Source organism: uncultured Sulfitobacter sp., assembly GCF_947497275.1.
Lineage (GTDB): Bacteria > Pseudomonadota > Alphaproteobacteria > Rhodobacterales > Rhodobacteraceae > Sulfitobacter.
On sequence record NZ_CANMFS010000002.1, the window covers coordinates 34,648 to 53,087 of the forward strand.

The 18,440-nt window shown below is 60.3% G+C and carries 21 protein-coding genes, 1 tRNA gene and 1 pseudogene; 6 read left to right on the forward strand and 17 right to left on the reverse strand.

What is annotated here, in order from left to right; translation table 11 throughout:
- Nucleotides 1-3: 3 nt before the first annotated feature.
- The 3 genes from Q1A06_RS04115 to Q1A06_RS04125 all read right to left on the reverse strand — a co-directional run bounded on the left by Q1A06_RS04115 (nt 4) and on the right by Q1A06_RS04125 (nt 2,613).
- Complete coding sequence (locus tag Q1A06_RS04115; RefSeq protein ID WP_299558983.1) at nt 4-777, reverse strand: 50S ribosomal protein L21; 774 nt, start codon at nt 775-777, stop codon at nt 4-6.
- A gap of 202 nt (nt 778-979) precedes the next feature.
- Complete coding sequence (locus tag Q1A06_RS04120) at nt 980-1,786, reverse strand: hypothetical protein (protein ID WP_299558986.1); 807 nt, start codon at nt 1,784-1,786, stop codon at nt 980-982.
- Nucleotides 1,786-2,613, reverse strand: a complete 828-nt coding sequence (locus Q1A06_RS04125) for a DUF2059 domain-containing protein (protein WP_299558989.1) — start codon at nt 2,611-2,613, stop codon at nt 1,786-1,788. The genes Q1A06_RS04120 and Q1A06_RS04125 overlap by 1 nt, the downstream gene beginning before the upstream one ends.
- Before the next feature lie 142 nt (nt 2,614-2,755).
- Between Q1A06_RS04125 and Q1A06_RS04130 the strand changes: the two genes are divergently transcribed.
- A tRNA-Ser gene (locus Q1A06_RS04130) sits at nt 2,756-2,845 on the forward strand.
- Nucleotides 2,846-3,082: 237 nt separating this feature from the next.
- On the opposite strand, the gene Q1A06_RS04135 is transcribed toward Q1A06_RS04130, so the two are convergent.
- The 3 genes from Q1A06_RS04135 to Q1A06_RS04145 are packed head-to-tail and all read right to left on the reverse strand — an operon-like array spanning nt 3,083 to nt 4,046.
- Nucleotides 3,083-3,298 (reverse strand): hypothetical protein, encoded by a 216-nt coding sequence (locus Q1A06_RS04135; protein WP_299558992.1) that lies wholly within the window; start codon nt 3,296-3,298, stop codon nt 3,083-3,085.
- A complete protein-coding gene (locus Q1A06_RS04140) occupies nt 3,295-3,837 on the reverse strand; it encodes a DUF488 domain-containing protein (protein ID WP_299558994.1) in 543 nt (180 codons plus the stop codon). Before Q1A06_RS04140 ends, Q1A06_RS04135 begins: the two co-directional genes overlap by 4 nt.
- Nucleotides 3,834-4,046 (reverse strand): DUF2945 domain-containing protein, encoded by a 213-nt coding sequence (locus tag Q1A06_RS04145; RefSeq protein ID WP_299558997.1) that lies wholly within the window; start codon nt 4,044-4,046, stop codon nt 3,834-3,836. The genes Q1A06_RS04140 and Q1A06_RS04145 overlap by 4 nt, the downstream gene beginning before the upstream one ends.
- 253 nt (nt 4,047-4,299) lie before the next feature.
- Here Q1A06_RS04145 and Q1A06_RS04150 point away from each other — a divergent pair, with 253 nt between their 5' ends.
- The 3 genes from Q1A06_RS04150 to Q1A06_RS04160 all read left to right on the forward strand — a co-directional run bounded on the left by Q1A06_RS04150 (nt 4,300) and on the right by Q1A06_RS04160 (nt 6,462).
- Entirely contained in the window at nt 4,300-4,767 is a 468-nt protein-coding gene (locus tag Q1A06_RS04150) for a hypothetical protein (RefSeq protein ID WP_299559000.1), read from the forward strand.
- An 81-nt stretch (nt 4,768-4,848) separates the two neighbouring features.
- Nucleotides 4,849-5,289, forward strand: a complete 441-nt coding sequence (gene rnk, locus Q1A06_RS04155) for a nucleoside diphosphate kinase regulator (RefSeq protein WP_299559003.1) — start codon at nt 4,849-4,851, stop codon at nt 5,287-5,289.
- A gap of 210 nt (nt 5,290-5,499) precedes the next feature.
- Complete coding sequence (locus tag Q1A06_RS04160) at nt 5,500-6,462, forward strand: DMT family transporter (RefSeq protein ID WP_299559006.1); 963 nt, start codon at nt 5,500-5,502, stop codon at nt 6,460-6,462.
- On the opposite strand, the gene Q1A06_RS21005 is transcribed toward Q1A06_RS04160, so the two are convergent.
- The gene (locus tag Q1A06_RS21005; protein WP_366523490.1) at nt 6,365-6,754 is read right to left on the reverse strand and encodes an FCD domain-containing protein; all 390 of its coding nucleotides are present in this window, start codon (nt 6,752-6,754) and stop codon (nt 6,365-6,367) included. The two genes, Q1A06_RS04160 and Q1A06_RS21005, sit on opposite strands and share 98 nt — an antisense overlap.
- A gap of 343 nt (nt 6,755-7,097) precedes the next feature.
- Here Q1A06_RS21005 and Q1A06_RS04165 point away from each other — a divergent pair.
- Nucleotides 7,098-7,568, forward strand: a pseudogene (locus Q1A06_RS04165) (hypothetical protein); the annotation flags it as partial.
- 457 nt (nt 7,569-8,025) lie between these two features.
- Here Q1A06_RS04165 and phoB read toward each other — a convergent pair.
- The 10 genes from phoB to Q1A06_RS04215 all read right to left on the reverse strand — a co-directional run bounded on the left by phoB (nt 8,026) and on the right by Q1A06_RS04215 (nt 17,480).
- Complete coding sequence (phoB, locus tag Q1A06_RS04170) at nt 8,026-8,715, reverse strand: phosphate regulon transcriptional regulator PhoB (RefSeq protein WP_299559009.1); 690 nt, start codon at nt 8,713-8,715, stop codon at nt 8,026-8,028.
- Nucleotides 8,716-8,738: 23 nt separating this feature from the next.
- Nucleotides 8,739-9,449, reverse strand: a complete 711-nt coding sequence (gene phoU, locus Q1A06_RS04175) for a phosphate signaling complex protein PhoU (protein WP_299559012.1) — start codon at nt 9,447-9,449, stop codon at nt 8,739-8,741.
- Between the two features lie 4 nt (nt 9,450-9,453).
- Complete coding sequence (gene pstB / locus Q1A06_RS04180) at nt 9,454-10,251, reverse strand: phosphate ABC transporter ATP-binding protein PstB (protein WP_299559015.1); 798 nt, start codon at nt 10,249-10,251, stop codon at nt 9,454-9,456.
- Between the two features lie 13 nt (nt 10,252-10,264).
- The gene (gene pstA / locus Q1A06_RS04185) at nt 10,265-11,590 is read right to left on the reverse strand and encodes a phosphate ABC transporter permease PstA (protein WP_299559018.1); all 1,326 of its coding nucleotides are present in this window, start codon (nt 11,588-11,590) and stop codon (nt 10,265-10,267) included.
- On the reverse strand, nt 11,587-13,098 hold the full coding sequence (gene pstC / locus Q1A06_RS04190; protein ID WP_299559021.1) for a phosphate ABC transporter permease subunit PstC: 1,512 nt from the start codon (nt 13,096-13,098) through the stop codon (nt 11,587-11,589). Before pstC ends, pstA begins: the two co-directional genes overlap by 4 nt.
- A gap of 84 nt (nt 13,099-13,182) precedes the next feature.
- Entirely contained in the window at nt 13,183-14,223 is a 1,041-nt protein-coding gene (locus Q1A06_RS04195; protein WP_299559024.1) for a substrate-binding domain-containing protein, read from the reverse strand.
- Nucleotides 14,224-14,372: 149 nt separating this feature from the next.
- Entirely contained in the window at nt 14,373-15,389 is a 1,017-nt protein-coding gene (locus Q1A06_RS04200) for an ATP-binding protein (RefSeq protein WP_299560497.1), read from the reverse strand.
- Between the two features lie 31 nt (nt 15,390-15,420).
- Entirely contained in the window at nt 15,421-15,942 is a 522-nt protein-coding gene (locus Q1A06_RS04205; RefSeq protein ID WP_299559027.1) for a gamma carbonic anhydrase family protein, read from the reverse strand.
- Nucleotides 15,939-16,586 (reverse strand): guanylate kinase, encoded by a 648-nt coding sequence (gene gmk, locus Q1A06_RS04210; protein ID WP_299559030.1) that lies wholly within the window; start codon nt 16,584-16,586, stop codon nt 15,939-15,941. Before gmk ends, Q1A06_RS04205 begins: the two co-directional genes overlap by 4 nt.
- Before the next feature lie 3 nt (nt 16,587-16,589).
- On the reverse strand, nt 16,590-17,480 hold the full coding sequence (locus Q1A06_RS04215; protein WP_299559033.1) for a YicC/YloC family endoribonuclease: 891 nt from the start codon (nt 17,478-17,480) through the stop codon (nt 16,590-16,592).
- 320 nt (nt 17,481-17,800) lie between these two features.
- Between Q1A06_RS04215 and Q1A06_RS04220 the strand changes: the two genes are divergently transcribed.
- Nucleotides 17,801-18,439: a PAS domain-containing protein gene (locus Q1A06_RS04220; RefSeq protein ID WP_299559036.1), complete on the forward strand. Its 639-nt coding sequence runs from the start codon at nt 17,801-17,803 to the stop codon at nt 18,437-18,439.
- The last annotated feature ends 1 nt before the right edge of the window (nt 18,440 follow it).

Sequence of the window (18,440 nt, forward strand, 5' to 3'; positions counted from 1 at the left end):
TCCTTAGCCTTTAGCCAGTTCTTTGGCCTGTGCGATCCAGTCTTCACGACCGACACGACCCTTGAACGACAGTTTCTCTTCGATCTCTTCGACGTCCGCTTCGGTCCATGCCGCGATCTGCGCGAATGTGGTGATGCCCACGTCGTTCAGCTTGCCGACGATCACCGGGCCAATCCCGGAAATCTTGCTCAGATCATCGCTTTCGCCTTTGGCAGCCTTGTCATCAGATGTAGCCGCTGCTGGTTTGTCTTCTTTCTTCGTCACGTCCTTGCCGGCGGCGTTTCCGGCTTCGGCTTTCTTCGCGGGCTTGGCGGATTTTGCCTTTGCCTCGCCTTCGTTCACGCGTTTGGCCATCTCGGCCTGCTCACCCTTGTTGAAGGTGTAACGCTCTTCGATCGCCGCAACCGCTGCGGAACTGACGGATCCCGTGCCGACAGCCGCCGTTACACCGGATTTGCCCGCGCCCGACGCCATGATTTCGGTAATCTTGACCAGAGTCAGCTTCTGGCGGTGGCCTTTGGTGCGCTTGGACGAGTGCTTGCGCCGGCGCTTGACGAAGTGGATGACTTTTTCGCCCTTGATCTGGTCGACGACTTCCGCCTGAACACCAGCATCTTCAATCAGAGGCGCGCCGACCTTCGGATCGTCGCCGCCCAGCATCAGAACATCGTTGAATTGAACGGTTTCACCGGCAGATGCCGCAATACGTTCCACGCGCAGCATATCGCCGGCATGTACTTTATATTGCTTACCGCCTGTTTTCAGGACCGCAAACATAGGTCTTCCTTCACATTTTCCGCGTCCTGTGGCCCCCGGTTTCCGGGCGTTCGCGAAGCCGTGCTTCACCGTCGAACAGCGCGCCCTTGGGCGTCATTGACATATCTCTGCGCCGGGAAGATTCCCGTGCAGTGGGGGGCTTATGTCTGCATCGTATGGGCAAGTCAAGCGCAAGCGTGCAACTGATCTTGCGTCCCCTGCGCTAAAGCTCCTCCGCCGCCATGTTCAGAGCCATCGCGCGCCCTAACGCATAAGAAATGTCTTCGTAAAGCGGATCGAAACCGGCAAAGAGACCGGCGTTGAGCGCGGTACCTGCACTGCTTTCCGAGAACCTCACGTAGGTCTCCAGCGCGTCAGCGTCCAGCGGACTATAGGCCAACAGCATGAAGGCTCCCAACCACGCCTCGGTGTCGAGCGCAATGTTTTCGCGCTCGGACATCACATCGTCGAGGATTTCGGTGTCGGTCATATCGTAGACGCCGCCATCAACCAGGGCGCGCAGGAACTGGTAGTTGGAATTGAGCGCCGAGGTGACGTTGCGGTTGATCAAATCACCCGCGTCGATCATTCGCTCGATCCGGGCAAGGCGGGGGTCGCTGCCTTGCAACGCGGCAAACCTGTCGCGGGCTGCCTGTTCTACGTCAGGATCGGCCAGCGCCGCGCGGGCGGAGTTTTCGAGCATGATGATCCGCCGGCCCGCATCGGTTGCGAAGAACGTAATCGTCTCTTCGAGCAGATCGCCTTGCAAGGCAGGCTCCACTCCTGCGCGGATCGCTTCATGGATGCGTTCCGCGTCATAGATTCGGGCCACCTGTTGCTGCCAGGCGGCTCCGCCCTGCCCGTCCAGCCATTCCCGGTCGAGCGTCGCGCCAAAGTTCAGCCCTTCGGTGTGCAGGATCCCGCTCAACTGGCGTATCTCGAGCACATCCATCAGCACCGTATGGCGCGCGTTGGCCCACACCGGCAGCGCGATCAGTACCATCAGGCAGGCGGCGACGACACGGCGCATCACAAATCCTGACTCGGCTGCATGTCCCTGAGCCGGTCGGCCACGGCTTCGTACCGGTTTGCCATTATTTCATATTGCACCGCATTCATCAGCGCATAGACCTTCTGCATCCTGGGATCTTCGAGCGCCTCGGCGTAAGTTACCAATTCGTCATCGGAAAACGCCTGATAGGTATAGGCGGAGCCTTCCAGCGCGCTTTGCCGCAGGCTGGCGCGCAGTTCCGCTTCCTGTGTCCGCAACGCTTCACGCAGGTCCGGCTCGTCCATCTGCATCTCGATCACCCCCGCCGCGGCAGCCGCCGTGAGAAAGCGGATCTGCACCTCCTGTATGGCCTGCACAGAGGCGTCCTCGCTTCCGCTGGCGGTGTTCAGACGCTCCAGAATCGCGATGCGTGGAGAAGAGATACTGTGCAGACCCTCAATGATCTGGCCGCCACTGTCGGATTTCAGCCCTTCTTCCTCGATCATGTGTGAGCGGTTCTCGGCCTCGACCAATCGCTGGCCAAGGTCCGTGGCATAGAAATCTGCCGCATGTTCAAGAAGCGTCGAGTCGAGCGCCTCTTGCAGGATATCGATGGCCATGTCGTGCATGAGATCCGTATCGAAAACCTCGCGTACCAGACGCTGCCATTCCGATCCGAAATCCTCAGCCGCGATGCCCAGCATCTGGGGCGCCGCATCCGCCGATAGCCGGATACTCTCAAGCGCGACGTCGAAACCGGTCACCTCCAGAAACGCTTCGACATTCGCGCGTTCGGCCGCCTTGGCAGGCACTGCCGCCATCACCACGATGGCAGGTACGACGAGAAGCTGCTGTATCAATCGCATTGGAATTCCTTTCGGGCTGTGGCCAATAACCTAAGCCTTCTCCCTGCCGCTGCAATGGAAAATCAGCAGCGTGGCAAAGATGCGCGCGGCAGGGCTTGTTCTTAACCGCGATCCCGACTAAACGAGCGCACCAGACCCCCGCGGAGAGGTGCCGGAGTGGTCGAACGGGGCGGTCTCGAAAACCGTTGAGGGTGCAAGCCTTCCCAGGGTTCGAATCCCTGTCTCTCCGCCACTAAGCTACTGAATTCAGATGATGATACCTACCTAATTAGCTTCGCTAACATGCCGGGCGGGTGTCGTGAAAAGACCCAAAGTCGGCATGCTTTGCCGTGTTGTTGCGTCACCGCATGCACCGATTAAACCGTGACACTGCCAAATTTCGCTTGGCCAATGCCCGTTGCGCCCTTCCCCGAACGACAATAGCCGCGCCGTTTCGGATAGGGCTTTCATCGGCCGGGGTCAGTTTGGGTCAAAAACCAACATTGCCGATGCCTTTCAAATCCGCCCATTGGGTCATCGCCATCTCTGCAACCCGGCCTCCGGTTGCGTCGAGGAAGACCCGGAAGAAGCAGAGGGTGCCCGGTGCGCGCCGTTCCAGCATTTGGATAGCCTCATCTGTGGGGAGGACGATGTCCGGCAGGCTTTCCTTCATTCCGGTCTTCTCTATTTGCAAAACTGGATTCATTTCGATCCATCCCAGCTTTTTGATGCGGTGAGGTTGCGATTGATCGTCGCTATTAAAGCTCCCGCATTCTTGTCTATGCGACCTAGCGCCATCAGATGCCGCACTTCATGGCCGCGGAGCAGCAGCCAGTCGGTGATGATCCGGCGATGACAGCGCCACCAGACGGCTTCCGAGCACATCATGGCCAAAGACCGTTCCCGGCCAAGAACAACCAACTCTTCGAAGGCGACCCGGAAGTCGGAGCCTTGGGTATAGTCGGCGTAATTGTGGAAGCTTTGCACCCGCCAGAAAGCGTTCAGATCGTCATCGACACCGGGTTGCTTCGAACGACGCCCCCCGAGCGCCAAAACGTGCCGGTAGGCGATCTGATGCTCGGCCAGCCTTTCGGGGAATACGTCGACATTGAATTCGGGATTGTTTTTTGACTTGGGGAAGGACCGAACGTCTACTACCACTCCGATCCCGGCCTCCAGCAGCATGTCGATGACCGTCTGCGACGGCCGGTTCGAATATCCGATTGTCGCGAACCCGCCGCTCATGACTTGAGCTTGGTCAACGCATCCTCCTTGTGCGCCGCGATGTGGTCGGTCTTGTCACTTTCGATTTCGTATTGCGGCGCGTCCTTCGACGCGCGTCGGCGGTGGCCCTTGTAGTCGAAATCCGTCTCATGGATCTTCACGATGTGGCCGCTGACGCGACCGGCTTCGGAATTCCAGCTTACGTGATCGCCTTTCGAATATTTTGCCATCTGTCAGTCTCCTTTCTCTTTTCAACACCGGGCTATCTCCCGCTGTTCCAGATCGGTGTTATTATTTGAGATTGACAGCATTGCCCCAATGGCTACGCTCGCCTGATGGTCACAAATGAAAACTTATTCCGGTTTCTGCTTCTGAACCGCCCGGCGCCCCGGGCGGTCTGCGCTTAACCGCGTCTTCGACCACCCGGGGCCTCTCACATCCTTGCATTGAGAACGAGGGCTTCGCCGCCCCGGGAGAACCATCATGACCATCACCAGAATCACTCCTCTGCCTGCGGGCAGTGACTTTCGATCGCTGTTCGAACGATCTGCCATGCAGACCGGCTTCGTCCTCACAGTTGAGGATAGGGTCGGCATCGAGCGTTTGCTGCGGCGGCGCGTGATCGATTATGCGCCGAATCCGCCACTTCTGAACGGACTTCTGCGCCACAAGCTGCGGATTTCCCGCGGCGTCCCCGAACCGGCCACGTCCGAAATTGTCGTAGCCGGGTCCCATGTCTCCTACATGATCAGTGGCGAAGGGACGCGTGCGGGCGTGCTGACGATGAACCCGGCTCCGATCCCCGGCCACATTCTCGTTGCATCGCTGCTCGGCGCAACCCTCATCGGGATGCGCAAGCTTCAGAAAGTACCGCTATTGCGGGACGACGGGCAGATCGACACGCTCGTCGTTCTGGATGTAAGCCCTACGCCCGCCCACGATGCGGCCTGACCGTCATCTCGTCCTGATGAAACAGGAGAGTTTCAGACCCACTTTGCAGTCACGCCCCAAGAAGGCGGAACGGAGAACCAGATGAACAAGCACCAATCCATCCCGCGCGCAACAGGCAGGCGACCCAAGATGGTCATCAGCACCGAATGCCTGACCAGGCTCGAAGCCCTCGCAGAGGGCGCAATGCGACGCAATCCGGACCTCGCCGACAGGTTGCTGGGCGAGATCGGACGGGCCCGCATCGTCCCGATGGCAAAGCTGCCCGCGAACGTGGTGGCGATTGGCCGGGCGGTCACCTATCGCGACGAGACCACAAAGCAGGAGAAGACCGTGATCCCGGTCTTTCCCGAGGACGCCGACATCGCAGACGGTCGGATTTCGATCCTGACTCCCATCGGCGTCGCGCTGATCGGTCTGGCCGAGGGTGCCTCACTCGATTGGGATACCCGAGACGGGCAGAGGCGTGTGCTCACCGTTTTGCGAGTGGCACAGGACGCCGTTGAAGGTTCGGCATCCGCGTAGCCTGGCAATTCAATGCGATCCAGGTATCGGGATGCGACATTATCGCGGCGGTTGGACGAAACCGCCCGACGCTCTTATGTGGGAGTGCAGGGCAGCGCGCGATGGCGTCGCATTTCCCGCTGTCGCTGTTCCAAACTCGCAACCACTGTCCTGGACGCCCGGACTTCCTCCGCACGATCAATGCGGGTTCTGAAGTTATGAGGAGGTGTCATGACCTTTACCTTGCCCTACAAGCCGCGCGCCATCTGGACCGGTTCGCTCGCGGGAATGAGCGCCATGGCCGCAGCGATGGTTTTGCTGCCACTTGGCGATACGCTGTCGAAGCTGCTGACCGAGAATCTGAACCCGATCGAGGTGACAACCGGGCGCGTGCTTGCGCAGGCGGCCTTCCTGCTGCCTGCGGCGGCGTTGCTGCGAAAACGCCTCAGAGGAGCGATGTTCTCGCCAGTCGTGGCGCTGTCGGGTCTACTTGTCGTGATTACGCTGATCTGCCTGATCGGCGCGTTTGCGGTCATGCCGATTGCCACGGCGATTGCCATCTTCTTCGTCGAACCGCTGTTCCTCACAGTGCTGGCCGGTCCTTTGCTCGGTGAGACCGTAGGGCCGCGACGTCTCGCTGCCGTTGGAGTGGGGTTGGTGGGCGCGTTGATCGTGATCCGGCCGGGGGCAGAGTTTGAGATTGCAGCACTATTGCCGCTTCTCGCAGCCGCCTCCTATGCGCTCAATATGATCGTTCTGCGCCGCGCCTCGCGCACTCGGTCCGGTCTTACCATCCAGTGCGGTGCCACGATCTATGCCAGCATCGGCATGATCGTGTTGTCGTTCGGACTTCGGGAGACAGGCGTCGTCACACCGGACCCTGACACCCTTCCCGCGTCAGCCTGGGCACTCATGCTGGGAAGCGGAGCCTTTGCTGCGGCAAGCTATGTGTTGATCGCCGAGGCCTTCCGCCGTGCCGAAGCGAGCCTGCTTGCCCCGTTTCAGTATCTCGAGATCATCGGCGCCACCGCTGCCGGCTTCCTGGTCTTCGGAGATTTTCCTGATGCAATGACCTGGACCGGAATTGCGATCATTCTCACCTCCGGTCTCTACGTCGTCCTGCGCGAGCGATCACGCGCGCCAGCATCCTTGGAACCGATGGGCCACAGAAGTCGCCGAATACGGCCACGGTGATTGGGCGATCAGGACAGCGTCTCTGATCCCAGGACACCCATGTCGATGCTGACCGCTCAAGGTGACAGTCCATCACACAGCGCGCGGCAGGACCGTCGCCCTTTGCGATCGCGTCCACGACTTGTGCGTGATAATCGCTATGCACCTTCGTGAACTCCTTCACACCCATACGGCGGTAGCTGCGATCCCATTTCCTTTGCCAATCCGCACGGCAGTGGGCGCCGGAGAAATGGTGCAGAAGGGCGATCAGGAGTGGGTTGCGCGATTGCTTGGTGAAAGGCGTCGTCCGCACGCTGCGCGATGGCGTGCCGCGCGGCCCTCAATTACCCGACGGCGTAGAAGGACAATGTCATCCTGAATGCGTTGCATCGCTGCGGCTGTCGCGACCTGTGGCTCGAGCAGCCGTCGTGCATCCATCAGATCCGCAGGTGTCTTCGCTTCAAGAACGAGCGTGTCTTTCATCGGGCGGCCTATTGGTGCAAGGCTGCGGGCGCATGCTGCTCGATAATACGCGGTAGTATCTCATGCGCTGTTTTCTTGTCCGATCGCATACAACCCTCCAGTCCAGAACAGTTTTTCGATCCCAGTCGACGTCATTTGTGATCTGCTAGGTCTTTGATCCCAAGACAGCCGCCAAGTGGCGCAAGCGCCGGACGGTCGAGGATCACAAGACCGGTCTAAAGGAGCCGTGCTCAACGTGTCTCAACGAAGAAGAGGACGCCACGATCGTGGGGTTCCGACGGCACACGCTCTTACCGCTGGACGACTGCCTCTATGCCTTCAACCGTCGATCCCACATCTGGCCCGGTCGGCACTACATCGGCGCATTTACAGGCATGGCATCTCTCGCTTGCCAGATGTCGATGGCCCCTCTCACACGTGCAGGCAGGTGTTGCCGGGCAATGGGCAAGCCGAAGCGACAGAAGTTCAAGCGATACCCCATACGCACGCACCTCACCGACTTCATGGACGCAAAAAACTTCACACGCAGACCAAAGATCCTCAACGGTCTCAGGCCCTACGAATACATCTGCAAAATCTGGACTTCAGAACCAGATCGATTCAGCTTAGATTCGATACACCAAATGGCGGGACTCAACACCTAGACACCAAACACGCGGCGGCGCTGGCTCGGACACTGCCCATGATGTATCGCGTCCCGCGGGCAAATGCATAGCTGGCGAAGTGCCTTTATGCACAGGGCATATAGGTTGCCGCCACAACGCGACGCATGTGGATCACGGACGTGACGGTCGCAACGATCCCTCAAGCAGCTATATGAGGCGCTAAAATGGGCCGACATGACCATAACCGCGCGTCCATCCTTGATACCATGCTGGGCGCCTTTGTCCTCGACCGCATCGACTGTCTTCCCTATGATCAGATAGCCGATGATATCGCTAAACACTTCCCAAAGAGCCGCCGCATTGGATTGAACACGATCCATCACTGATTAAACAGGACAGAGGTCCAAGCCCGCCGCTGCTCTACCATTTCACATCAGGGATAGCCGGGTAACAAACCCTAAGAAAAAGGGGGCAAGAGTTACGAAAGCAAACACGTTCAGCCGAGGGCGTAGCCAGTACCGCGCACGGTGCGGATGGGGTCGGCGCCCCCCTGCCCGGTCAATGCCTTGCGCAGCCGCGCGACATGAACGTCCACGGTACGGGTGTCGACGTAGATGTCGCGCCCCCAGACATGATCAAGAAGCTGGTCGCGGGTGAACACGCGCCCGGGCTTTTCCATCAGGGTCAGAAGCAACCTGTATTCGGTCGGGCCAAGTTTGATCTCGGTCCCGTCGCGGGTAACGCGGTGCGTGGCGGAATTCAAAACAATATCCTCGAATGCCACCTCTTCACCCGACGCCGTCGGGCGGGTCCGTCGTAACTGCCCACGCACCCGCGCCATCAGCTCGCGCAGATTGTACGGTTTGGTGACATAGTCATCCGCACCGGTGTCCAACCCGCGGATCGCGTCCACCTCTTCGGACCGCGCGCTCAGCATGATCACAGGAATCTCGCGCGTCTGCGCTGCGGACTTGACCTGTCGACAGACTTCGATACCGGAAAGCAAGGGCATCATCCAGTCGAGGATGATGATGTCCGGCGCGGCTTCGCGAACCATCATCATCGCCTCCTCCCCGTTTTCGGCACGGCGCACGACATACCCCTCCGCCTCCAGATTATAGGCCAACACTTCGCGCTGCGCGGGTTCATCCTCGACCAGCAAAACCTGCACCGGTTGTATCGACATCTCTCAGCTCCCCTTCAGGCAGGTTACGGATCGACGGCGAGCGATGTTTCGTCCGCCTTTGGCCGGTTATCCTCCGGGTGCTCGCCCGTTACCAGATAGATGACCTGCTCTGCCATTGCCGTGCACAGATCACCCATCCTTTCGATGTTCTTGGCTATGAAATGCAGGTGCATACAGGCGGTGATGTTGCGCGGGTCCTCGAGCATGAAGGTCAGAAACTCGCGAAACAACGCATTGTACATCTGGTCCAGGTCCTCATCGCGCGCGATGACCTGCGCCGCCAGCGGCACATCGCGCCGGATGTAGGCGTCCAGCGCATCCCTGAGCATTTCCTCGGCCTGCCGCGCCATCCGCCGGATGCCCCCGGCGCTGTCGTTTACCGGCGACATCTGCGCCAACACGCTGGTGCGTTTCGCCATGTTCTTGGCATAGTCGCCGATCCGCTCCAGATTGGCGGAGATCTTGATCACGCTGAGGATCACTCGAAGGTCGATCGCGGTAGGCGCGCGCAGGGCGATGACGCGGGCAGCCTGTTCATTGATGTCGCTTTCCAGTGTGTCGATCACCCGGTCGGCCGCCCGCACTTTCTCGGCCAACTCTTCGTCACGGGTTTCGAGACTTTTGGCGGCAAGCAAGATTGCCTCTTCGACCAAGCCGCCCATCTTTATGATCTGCGCCTGTACCTTTTCAAGGTCACGGTCGAACGCCGATGCGATGTGGTGTTGTTCTTCCATGATATCAACCGATCCTTCCGGTTATGTAGCTTTCCGTGCGGGGGTCCTCGGGCGACGTGAAGATCCTGTCCGTGTCGCCGAATTCGACCAGATGGCCGAGGTGAAAAAACGCGGTTCGCTGGCTCACCCGTGCGGCCTGCTGCATCGAGTGGGTGACGATCACCACGGAATACTGCTGGCGCAACTCGTCGATCAGTTCTTCAACCTGAGCGGTCGCAATCGGGTCGAGCGCCGAACACGGCTCGTCCATCAAGAGCACTTCCGGCTCTGTCGCGACGGCCCGCGCGATGCATAGCCGCTGCTGCTGCCCGCCCGACAGACCCGTTCCGGGGGCCTGCAGCCGGTCCTTGACCTCGTTCCAGATCGCAGCGCGGCGCAGCGCGCGCTCCACGATCCCATCCAACTCGGCCTTGTTGCGCGAGAGGCCATGGATGCGCGGGCCGTAGGCCACGTTGTCATAGATGGATTTCGGGAATGGATTGGGCTTTTGAAATACCATGCCGACCTTGGCGCGCAGCTGCACCGGATCGACCTTTGGATCATAGATGTCCTCGCCGTCGATCCGGATATCGCCTTTGACACGGCAACTTTCGATGGTGTCGTTCATCCGGTTGATGCAGCGCAGAAAGGTGGATTTTCCACAGCCCGACGGCCCGATGAAGGCGGTAACGGTCTTGTCCTCGATCTCGACGTTCACGTCCTTGATGGCGTGGGTCTCACCGTAATAGACCTGCACATTGCGGGTCGAGATTTTCGAAGTCTTGGACACGAGTGCCTCCGGTTTGGTTGTGTTGTCGAACATATTCCTGCCCCCCCTACCAGCGCCGTTCGAACCGGCGTCGCAAAAGGACGGCGACGGCATTCATCGTGATCAGGAACACCAGCAAGATGATGATGCCCCCCCAGGCCCGCTCGTAAAAGGCGGGATCGGCCCGCTTGGCCCATTCATAGATTTGTGCGGGCATGGCGGAGTTGGGGCTGAGCAGCCCCTCGCCGAGGCTGTCGGGGCCGTTGGACGCAATAAAACCGACCATCCCGATGAGCAGCAGGGGCGCCGTCTCGCCGAGCGCCTGTGCGAGACCGATGATGGTGCCGGTCAAAATGCCGGGTGCGGCCAGTGGCAATACATGATGAAACACCGACTGCATCTTCGAGGCCCCGACCCCCAAGGCCGCATCGCGGATCGAAGGCGGCACGGATTTGAGCGAGGCACGGGTGGAGATGATGATCGTCGGCAGCGTCATCAGGGTCAGCACGAGCCCCCCCACCAGCGGCGCGGAGTTGGGCAAGTGCATGTAATTGATGAACACCGCAAGGCCGAGGATGCCGAACACGATTGACGGCACCGCAGCGAGGTTAGAAATATTGACCTCGATGATGTCGGTGATCCAGTTCTTGGGCGCGAATTCCTCAAGATAGATCGAGGCCGCGACGCCGATGGGAAGCGCCAGCACAAGCACCACCAGCATCATGAACAGGGATCCGACCATCGATACGCCCATCCCCGCCGCTTCGGGGCGCGCGTCTGATGCATCCGCACCGGTGATGAAGGCAAGATTGAAGCGTTTCTCCAAAAGCCCGGCGGTGCGCAATTGATCCACGATATCGAGCTGTTCGGCACTGATATTCTTGTCGTTCGCGATGCTCTCGCGGCTTACGCGTCCCTTGAGATAGCCATCGACCCTGCCGGAGGCGAGGAATTCGAACGTGACCGTCTGACCGATCAGAGAGGGGTCCGCCAGAACAGCATCGCGCACCTGCGCCTCGGCGCCATCCGACACGATGCCCGCGATCTTCTTTGCCGGAAGATCGGTGCGGATCGTACCATCATCGACCATCTGCTCGAACGCGGAGCGCAGCAAAGGTCCATAACCGAATGTGGTCACCTTCTTGAGATCGGCTGGATCGCGGTTGCCGTTCTTGTCGAGTTTGGCCTCGATCAAGGTGACAGGCACTGACAGGTAGGTTTGCTGGAAGGCACCGCTGCCCCTGCCGACGATGGTGACCAGGAGGATGACGAGCATCGTCAACCCGATGGCAATGGCGGCAAGCCCGTAGATCCGAAAACGCGTCTCGGCACGGTTGCGACGGGCGGTGCGGGTGTCACGCACCAGCAAGGACATGTGGCGGGTGTCTGTCATTCGTACTGCTCCCGGTATCGGCGCACGATATAAAGCGCCAGAACATTAAGCCCCAGTGTAAGGACAAAGAGGGTCAGTCCCAGAGCAAAGGCGACCAGCGTCTCGGGGCTGGCGAAATCGGTGTCACCGGTCAGCTGGCTGACGATGCGGGTGGTGATGGTCGTCATCGCCTCGAATGGATTGCCGGAAAAGCGGGCAATGGCCCCTGCCCCCAGCACCACGATCATCGTCTCCCCGATGGCGCGAGATGCCGCTAAAAGGATCGCACCCACAATACCCGGCAAGGCGGCCGGCAAGACCACCTGACGAATGGTCTCGGAAGGCGTCGCACCCAGCCCGTAGGAGCCGTCGCGCAAGCTTTGCGGAACCGCGTTGATGATGTCGTCGGACAATGATGACACGAAGGGGATCAGCATGATGCCCATCACCAGACCCGCCGTCATCACCGCCGTCGCCCCCGCCATTAGGGGATCCCCGCCGCGCAGCCCCTCCATGCTGAGGGGCCCACCGGCCCCGAACACGTCGACCAGAAACGGCCCGACCGTCAGCAGCGCGAACAGACCGTAAACGATCGTCGGGATCCCTGCGAGGATTTCGAGCAGCGGCTTCGCAACGGCGCGCAATCTCGGACCTGCGTATTCGCTCAGATAGATTGCCGCGAACAACCCGATCGGCACCGCCACAAGCAAGGCGATGAACGAGATATACAAAGTGCCCCACAAGAGCGGCAGGATCGACAGATCGCTGTCACCGCGAAAGTTCGGAGACCAGCTTGCCCCCAGAAAGAAGTCCTGCCACGGATGCAGCCGGAAGAAATTGAGTGACTCGAACAGCATCGAAAACACGATGCCGACGGTCGTGAGGATCGCCAAAGATGCCGCGAAGATCAACAGCGCGAGCATTCCGCGCTCGACCACGTTGCGCGCCCGGAAGGTCGGAGAAGCCGCACGCACAGCCAGAGCCATACCGGCGAGTGCAACAATCAAAACGACCCCCGCACGCAGGAGATCCGCGCGGGCGTCCAGACTGCGCGACTTTTCCGCCGCCGCCAGCACATAAACCTCGACCTCGGCGCCAAGCGCCACGCCGACATCTCCCAACGTATCGCGCAGGCCGGCGGGATCGGTGTGCAGCGCCGCGATGCGTTGTGCGTCCAGCACACCTGCCGCGACGGCCCGGTCCAACCCGTCCGCGACCCTCGAAACATCACTGAGCACGAGACTGGTACGCCCGCTGTCCGCAACCACATCTGCGGGCAACAGCGGCAGCAGCGCGCTCTGGATCAGCATCGGTTGTGCCAGCAGCCAGATCGCCAGCACCCCCAACGCAGGGATGCCCGCCGCCATTGCCGCCGTCATTCCGTAATAATTGGGCAGCGAATGCAGTTTGCGCGCATCGCCGCCGGCCCGCGCCATCGCATGCCTGCGTGCCAGGACGTACCCGACTGCGGCGTTGATCAGGACGAGCGCCACCAGCACAAGCGGGTTTTGCAGAAAAGAGAGGTTCATAGAAGTATCGACTTCGCTCTGGCGTCAAGAATGAGGGGCCGCTGCACCGAGCGGCCCCATGTATTCAGTCTCAGTCCGAACGGATCAGGAGCCGCCACCGAGCACCGATTCGTCCGCCACGACGGTCTGTGTTTCCGTAAGCTCAGGGTCGGCTACCAGACCGTACTCGGCCAAGGGGCCGTCGGGGCCGGCGATTTCATCCATGACAAAGAACTCCGCGTATTCCTTGAGGCCCGGGATTACGCCGATGTGCGCTTTCTTGACGTAGAAGAACAGCGGGCGTGACACCGGATATTCGCCTGACGCGATGGTTTCGGTCGAGGGCACGACACCGGACATGTCCGCTACCTGCAGTTTGTCGGTGTTGTTCTCGTAAAAGGCGAGGCCGAACACGCCGATGCCGTCGTCGTTGCTTTCGATGCGTGCGAGGGTTTCCGTGTAGTCGCCATCAATGTCCACGGACTTGCCATCGGTACGCAGCGCGATGCAGGCCTTTTCCGCGGCCTTCTTGTCGTCGTTGTTGGCCGCCAGGTACGCCTCGAAATCGCCGGCTTCCTCACACCCCGCCAAGATCACCTTTTCCTCGAAAACCTCCCGTGTCCCGTGCTTGGTGCCCGGAACGAATGCCTGGATCGGCTGAGCGGGCAAATCGGGGTTCACTTCGTTCCATGTAGCAAACGGGTTGTTCACGATCTCACCGTCCACCATGACCTGCTCGGAAAGCGCGCGGTACCAGTCGACAGGCGTAAATTGAAATGTCTCGCCATCGATGTCCGAGGCGAAGACGATCCCGTCGTATCCGATCCGCACCTCGATGATGTCGGTCACACCATTGGCCGCACATGCGTTAACTTCGGAGGATTTGATCTGGCGCGAGGCATTGGCGATGTCGATCGTGTTTTCGCCCACGCCTTCGCAGAAACGCTTCAGACCCGCAGAGGAGCCACCGGATTCGACGACCGGCGTGGGATAGTCGAAATTCTCGCCAAAGGCTTCGGCGACGATGGACGCATAAGGCAGCACGGTTGAGGAACCAGCGACCTGTACCTGATCGCGCGCGGCAGCGGCAGTTGCAGACACGGCGGCGATCGCCAGCGCGGAAGTCGTGAGTTTTACGAAAGACATCGAAGTCTCCTGTCAGCAGTCATTTGAAACCACCCCCATGGTGATCTCCCGCATGGTCTAGGGCGGGCCTGCTGTGCTTTTGTGACAGTTACGTTACAGTTTCATGACATCCGGTGTTTTCGTAAGTAAATCGGAGCGGCCTGCAGGTTCTATTCCTCAGCGACGGGGATAAACACGGTGAATTCAGCACCCTCTCCCAATCTGGAAGCAATTTTCAGATATCCGCGGTGCCTGTTCAGTATGTGTTTCGCTATCGCGAGGCCAAGCCCCGTCCCGCCCAAAGCCCGGCTGCGGTGACTGTCGACGCGGTAGAAACGCTCTGTCAGGCGCGGCAGGTGCACGGGATCGATACCCGGCCCCTCGTCACGGACCCGTACCTGAGCGTACGGACCGCGCGATACGGTGCCGTCAGTGGTCCGCGTCAGATCGACATGGACGGTGCGATCCCTGCCCCCGTATTTTATCGCGTTCTCGATGAGGTTCGTGAAAACCTGTACCAGCTGATCCTTGTCCGCCAGAACCGTCAACGCCTCATCCGGCGTCTCGATCGCCAGAGTCACGTTCGCGGCCTGCGCGATTGCGTCGAGGGTACGCACGGTGGTGCCCAGCACGGCACCCAGATCGACAGTGTCTTTCGGGCGCACCCTTTGCGACGCCTCTACCCGGCTCAGGGTCAGCAGCTCGCCGACAAGGCGGTTCATCCGCTCTGCCTCATCCCTCATGATCGACAGGAAACGCGCGCGCGCGACGGCATCATCGCGCGCAGGGCCCTGCAGCGTTTCGATGAAGCCCATCAACGCGGTAAGCGGCGTGCGCAATTCATGGCTGACATTCGCAACAAAGTCCCGGCGCATCTGCCCTGCGGCTGTTACGTCCGTCACGTCCACGAACGTCAGCAGCACGATGCCCGAGCTTCCGATGCAACCCGCGGAGACATCATAGTCAACGTCCTGCCCGTTCTCGCGGGCAAGATACCTTGCAGTTGTCGGCGGGCCGCCGCCCAGGCAAGTCTCTATTGCTTCGGCAACGGAGGGCTGGCGCAAAACGGTGATGAAATGCCGTCCGACGACGCCGTCTCCGAAAAGTTTGCAGCCCGCCCCATTGATCGCAATCACCTGCTCGGTAGGTCCGACGGCCAGCGCGGCCAACGGCAGCGCCGCGATCATCTCGGAAACCGGCAGCAGCGGATTCACCGGTTCAGATTTCCGAGAGGTCTTTGGCAAAACGCGCGGCATTGTCCTGATACAGGCGCGCGCTGGCTTCTAGCCGTGCGATGGCCGGTGCGTCCAGGTCGCGGACAACCTTGCCGGGAGCCCCCATCACCAAACTTCCGTCCGGGATCACCTTGTTCTCTGTGATCAGAGCCCCTGCCCCGATCAGGCAGTTCTTTCCGATCTTTGCACCATTGAGAATCGTAGCACCCATACCCACAAGTGAATTGTCGCCGATCGTGCAGCCGTGCAGCATGACCTTGTGACCGATGGTGCAGTTCACGCCGATTGTCAGCGGAAAGCCCAGATCGGTGTGGAACACACAGTTCTCCTGCACGTTAGATCCCGCGCCCACGGTGATCATCTCGTTATCGCCGCGCAGCGTGGTACCGAACCAGACCGAGCTTTTGGCATAAAGTGCGACCGTGCCGATGACGTTGGCGTCGGGCGCGACCCAGGCTGTTGGATCAATTTCGGGTGCCTTGTCCGCAAGTGCATAGATGGTCATGATAAATCCTCGAATTCGTTTTGCAGTCGGCGAACCTGGGCGCTCAGGCCCGGTTGCTGGTGAAACTTCAGCCTCTCGGCCATGATGATCGTCTTCAACCGTTCTTCGGTCACGTTCAGGTCATCGTTGATCAATACATAATCATACCCGTCCCAGTGGCTGATCTCGTCCCAGCTTTTCTGCATCCGCTTGGCGATCGTCTCGTCATCGTCCTGACCGCGTGACACCAGTCGGCGGCGCAGCTCCGGGATCGAGGGCGGCAGGATGAAAATCGACAGGGTATAGCGGCCCAGGGCCGAATTGCGGATCTGCTGCGCACCCTGCCAGTCGATGTCAAAAATCACGTCACGGCCTGCGTCGATCGCCTGCTGTACCGGCGCTTTGGGCGAGCCATAGAAGTTGCCGAACACATGGGCGTGCTCCAACATATCGCCGTCCTTGACCCAGCCGCGAAACTTCTCTTCGGTGACAAAAAGGTAATCCTTGCCATCGACCTCACCCGCCCGCGCGGGCCGCGTCGTGGCGGAAACGCTGAACTGAAGGCTCGGATCCCACGTCATCAATCGTTTTGCCAACGTGCTTTTCCCGGCACCCGAGGGCGAGGATAGAATGATCAAAAGCCCGCGTCTGTCTGCCGTATTCATCCGTCACTCCACATTCTGGATCTGCTCGCGCAGCTGGTCGATCACCGCTTTCAGCGCCAGACCGGTTCGCGTCAAATCGACGCTTTGCGCTTTTGAGCACAGCGTATTCGCTTCGCGGTTGAACTCCTGCATCAGGAAATCCAGCTTGCGCCCGACCGGGCCGTCCCCTTGCACCAGCGCGCGCGCCGCGTCGACATGGGCGTGCAGGCGGTCGATTTCTTCGGTGATGTCGGATTTCACGGCGATCAGGGCAAGCTCCTGTGCGATCCGGGTCTCATCTACATCGTCTACGGTCTCCACCACTTTCGCCAGATTGCGGCGCAGGGCAGCAGCGGCATCGACGCGGCGGGCCTCTGCCTGCACGGATGCCTCTTTCGTCAACTCGGCGATCCTGTCCAGCTGCGTGATCACGACGGTATGCAATGCTGCCCCTTCTGCCGTGCGCATCACATTGAACTCCGCCAGAACCGCGCCGAATTCGGCGACCAGTGCCTGCGCCAACGCCGCGTTGTCATCCTCTTGCACGGATTGCTCCAGCACCCCGCGCATTGTCACGATATCGGTCGCCTTGGAGGGCGCGAGTGAGACCCCCGCATCCATCGCTGCCGCTTCGATCTGGCCAAGCGCGTCCAGCACGGTCGCCAGCTGCGCCGCGTTCACCGCCAACGCGCCGCCGCCCTCTTCGCGTATCACGCGCAGGCCTAGGGTTATGTTGCCGCGCGCGACGCTGGCCGCGAGGTTCTTGCGCAAATTCGCCTCAAGACCGGGGATCCAGTCCGGCACCCGGATCCGCAGATCAAGCCCCTTGCCGTTGACCGCCCGCAACTCCCAGGTCCAGCTATGGGGCCCCAAAGCCCCGCTGCGCGTCGCGAACCCTGTCATTGATCTGATCATACCTGGACCCTCACCCCGACCGCACCATGCCATGCCTGCCAGTGGGATAGGGTTTTTCCCACCGGTGCTGCAAGTGAAAAGCCCGTGCTGTACCCCCATGAGCGCATTAACCAAATGGCCCGAAAAGAGGCCACATTGTGTTGCGATCTGATAAATTGAACACATATTCGCCACGTGCAGCAGAACGCGCCTTTCCCTTCAACCAGCCTCTGCCCCTCCGGGCGCCGCGCGGATTTCCGCCGCTGCAGCGCAGTCGGGCATCGCATTCGACGAGAGCTTTGATGGACAAGATGCATAAAACCAACCAGAATGTTTTAACCATGTCAGATTATCAAACCCATAGCGGGCACGCTCCGCTGGCTCAGGTGGAGGCCTATTGGGAAGCCCTGCGCGCGGGGCGTGACATGCCCAGACGCGCCGACATCGATCCGCGCGGGATCGAGAGCGCATTGGAATTCGCATTCATTCTCGAACGGGTGGCACCGGGTGTGGCCCGCATGCGGATCGCGGGACATCATCTGCACATGCTGATGGGGATGGAGGCGCGCGGCATGCCGCTGACCTCGTTCTTTCGGTCCGATGACCGCCAGCGCATCAGCGACATGCTCGAAGAAGTTTTTCAAACGCCCGCCACGGCCCAGCTTTCCATGACAGGCGGCGCGGGGTCCCCGCTTGACGCGCGGATGATCCTCCTGCCGCTCAAAAGCGACCTTGGCGACGTGAGCAGGATACTGGGCTGTCTGATGAGCAAGGGTGACATCGGGCAGGCACCACGGCGGCTGACCCTGCGCAGCGCCACCGTGCGTGCGCTGGACACCGCACCGCGTCGCCTATTGCCGGCGGCGGACACAGATTCCAAGCAACACAGCGGTTTCGAAGACTCCGCGTCGCCGTTCGGCCATGCGGATACAACGAAGAAGCGCCCTCCCTACCTACGCCTGATCAAATCGAGCGATTAGG

Bases quoted from the DNA above. Each gene is read 5' to 3' on its own strand.
- Q1A06_RS04115 (WP_299558983.1), bottom strand. From the start codon at position 777: ATGTTTGCGGTCCTGAAAACAGGCGGTAAGCAATATAAAGTACATGCC.
- Q1A06_RS04120 (WP_299558986.1), bottom strand. From the start codon at position 1,786: ATGCGCCGTGTCGTCGCCGCCTGCCTGATGGTACTGATCGCGCTGCCG.
- Q1A06_RS04125 (WP_299558989.1), bottom strand. From the start codon at position 2,613: ATGCGATTGATACAGCAGCTTCTCGTCGTACCTGCCATCGTGGTGATG.
- Q1A06_RS04135 (WP_299558992.1), bottom strand. From the start codon at position 3,298: ATGAATCCAGTTTTGCAAATAGAGAAGACCGGAATGAAGGAAAGCCTG.
- Q1A06_RS04140 (WP_299558994.1), bottom strand. From the start codon at position 3,837: ATGAGCGGCGGGTTCGCGACAATCGGATATTCGAACCGGCCGTCGCAG.
- Q1A06_RS04145 (WP_299558997.1), bottom strand. From the start codon at position 4,046: ATGGCAAAATATTCGAAAGGCGATCACGTAAGCTGGAATTCCGAAGCC.
- Q1A06_RS04150 (WP_299559000.1), top strand. From the start codon at position 4,300: ATGACCATCACCAGAATCACTCCTCTGCCTGCGGGCAGTGACTTTCGA.
- rnk (WP_299559003.1), top strand. From the start codon at position 4,849: ATGAACAAGCACCAATCCATCCCGCGCGCAACAGGCAGGCGACCCAAG.
- Q1A06_RS04160 (WP_299559006.1), top strand. From the start codon at position 5,500: ATGACCTTTACCTTGCCCTACAAGCCGCGCGCCATCTGGACCGGTTCG.
- phoB (WP_299559009.1), bottom strand. From the start codon at position 8,715: ATGTCGATACAACCGGTGCAGGTTTTGCTGGTCGAGGATGAACCCGCG.
- phoU (WP_299559012.1), bottom strand. From the start codon at position 9,449: ATGGAAGAACAACACCACATCGCATCGGCGTTCGACCGTGACCTTGAA.
- pstB (WP_299559015.1), bottom strand. From the start codon at position 10,251: ATGTTCGACAACACAACCAAACCGGAGGCACTCGTGTCCAAGACTTCG.
- pstA (WP_299559018.1), bottom strand. From the start codon at position 11,590: ATGACAGACACCCGCCACATGTCCTTGCTGGTGCGTGACACCCGCACC.
- pstC (WP_299559021.1), bottom strand. From the start codon at position 13,098: ATGAACCTCTCTTTTCTGCAAAACCCGCTTGTGCTGGTGGCGCTCGTC.
- Q1A06_RS04195 (WP_299559024.1), bottom strand. From the start codon at position 14,223: ATGTCTTTCGTAAAACTCACGACTTCCGCGCTGGCGATCGCCGCCGTG.
- Q1A06_RS04200 (WP_299560497.1), bottom strand. From the start codon at position 15,389: ATGATCGCGGCGCTGCCGTTGGCCGCGCTGGCCGTCGGACCTACCGAG.
- Q1A06_RS04205 (WP_299559027.1), bottom strand. From the start codon at position 15,942: ATGACCATCTATGCACTTGCGGACAAGGCACCCGAAATTGATCCAACA.
- gmk (WP_299559030.1), bottom strand. From the start codon at position 16,586: ATGAATACGGCAGACAGACGCGGGCTTTTGATCATTCTATCCTCGCCC.
- Q1A06_RS04215 (WP_299559033.1), bottom strand. From the start codon at position 17,480: ATGATCAGATCAATGACAGGGTTCGCGACGCGCAGCGGGGCTTTGGGG.
- Q1A06_RS04220 (WP_299559036.1), top strand. From the start codon at position 17,801: ATGTCAGATTATCAAACCCATAGCGGGCACGCTCCGCTGGCTCAGGTG.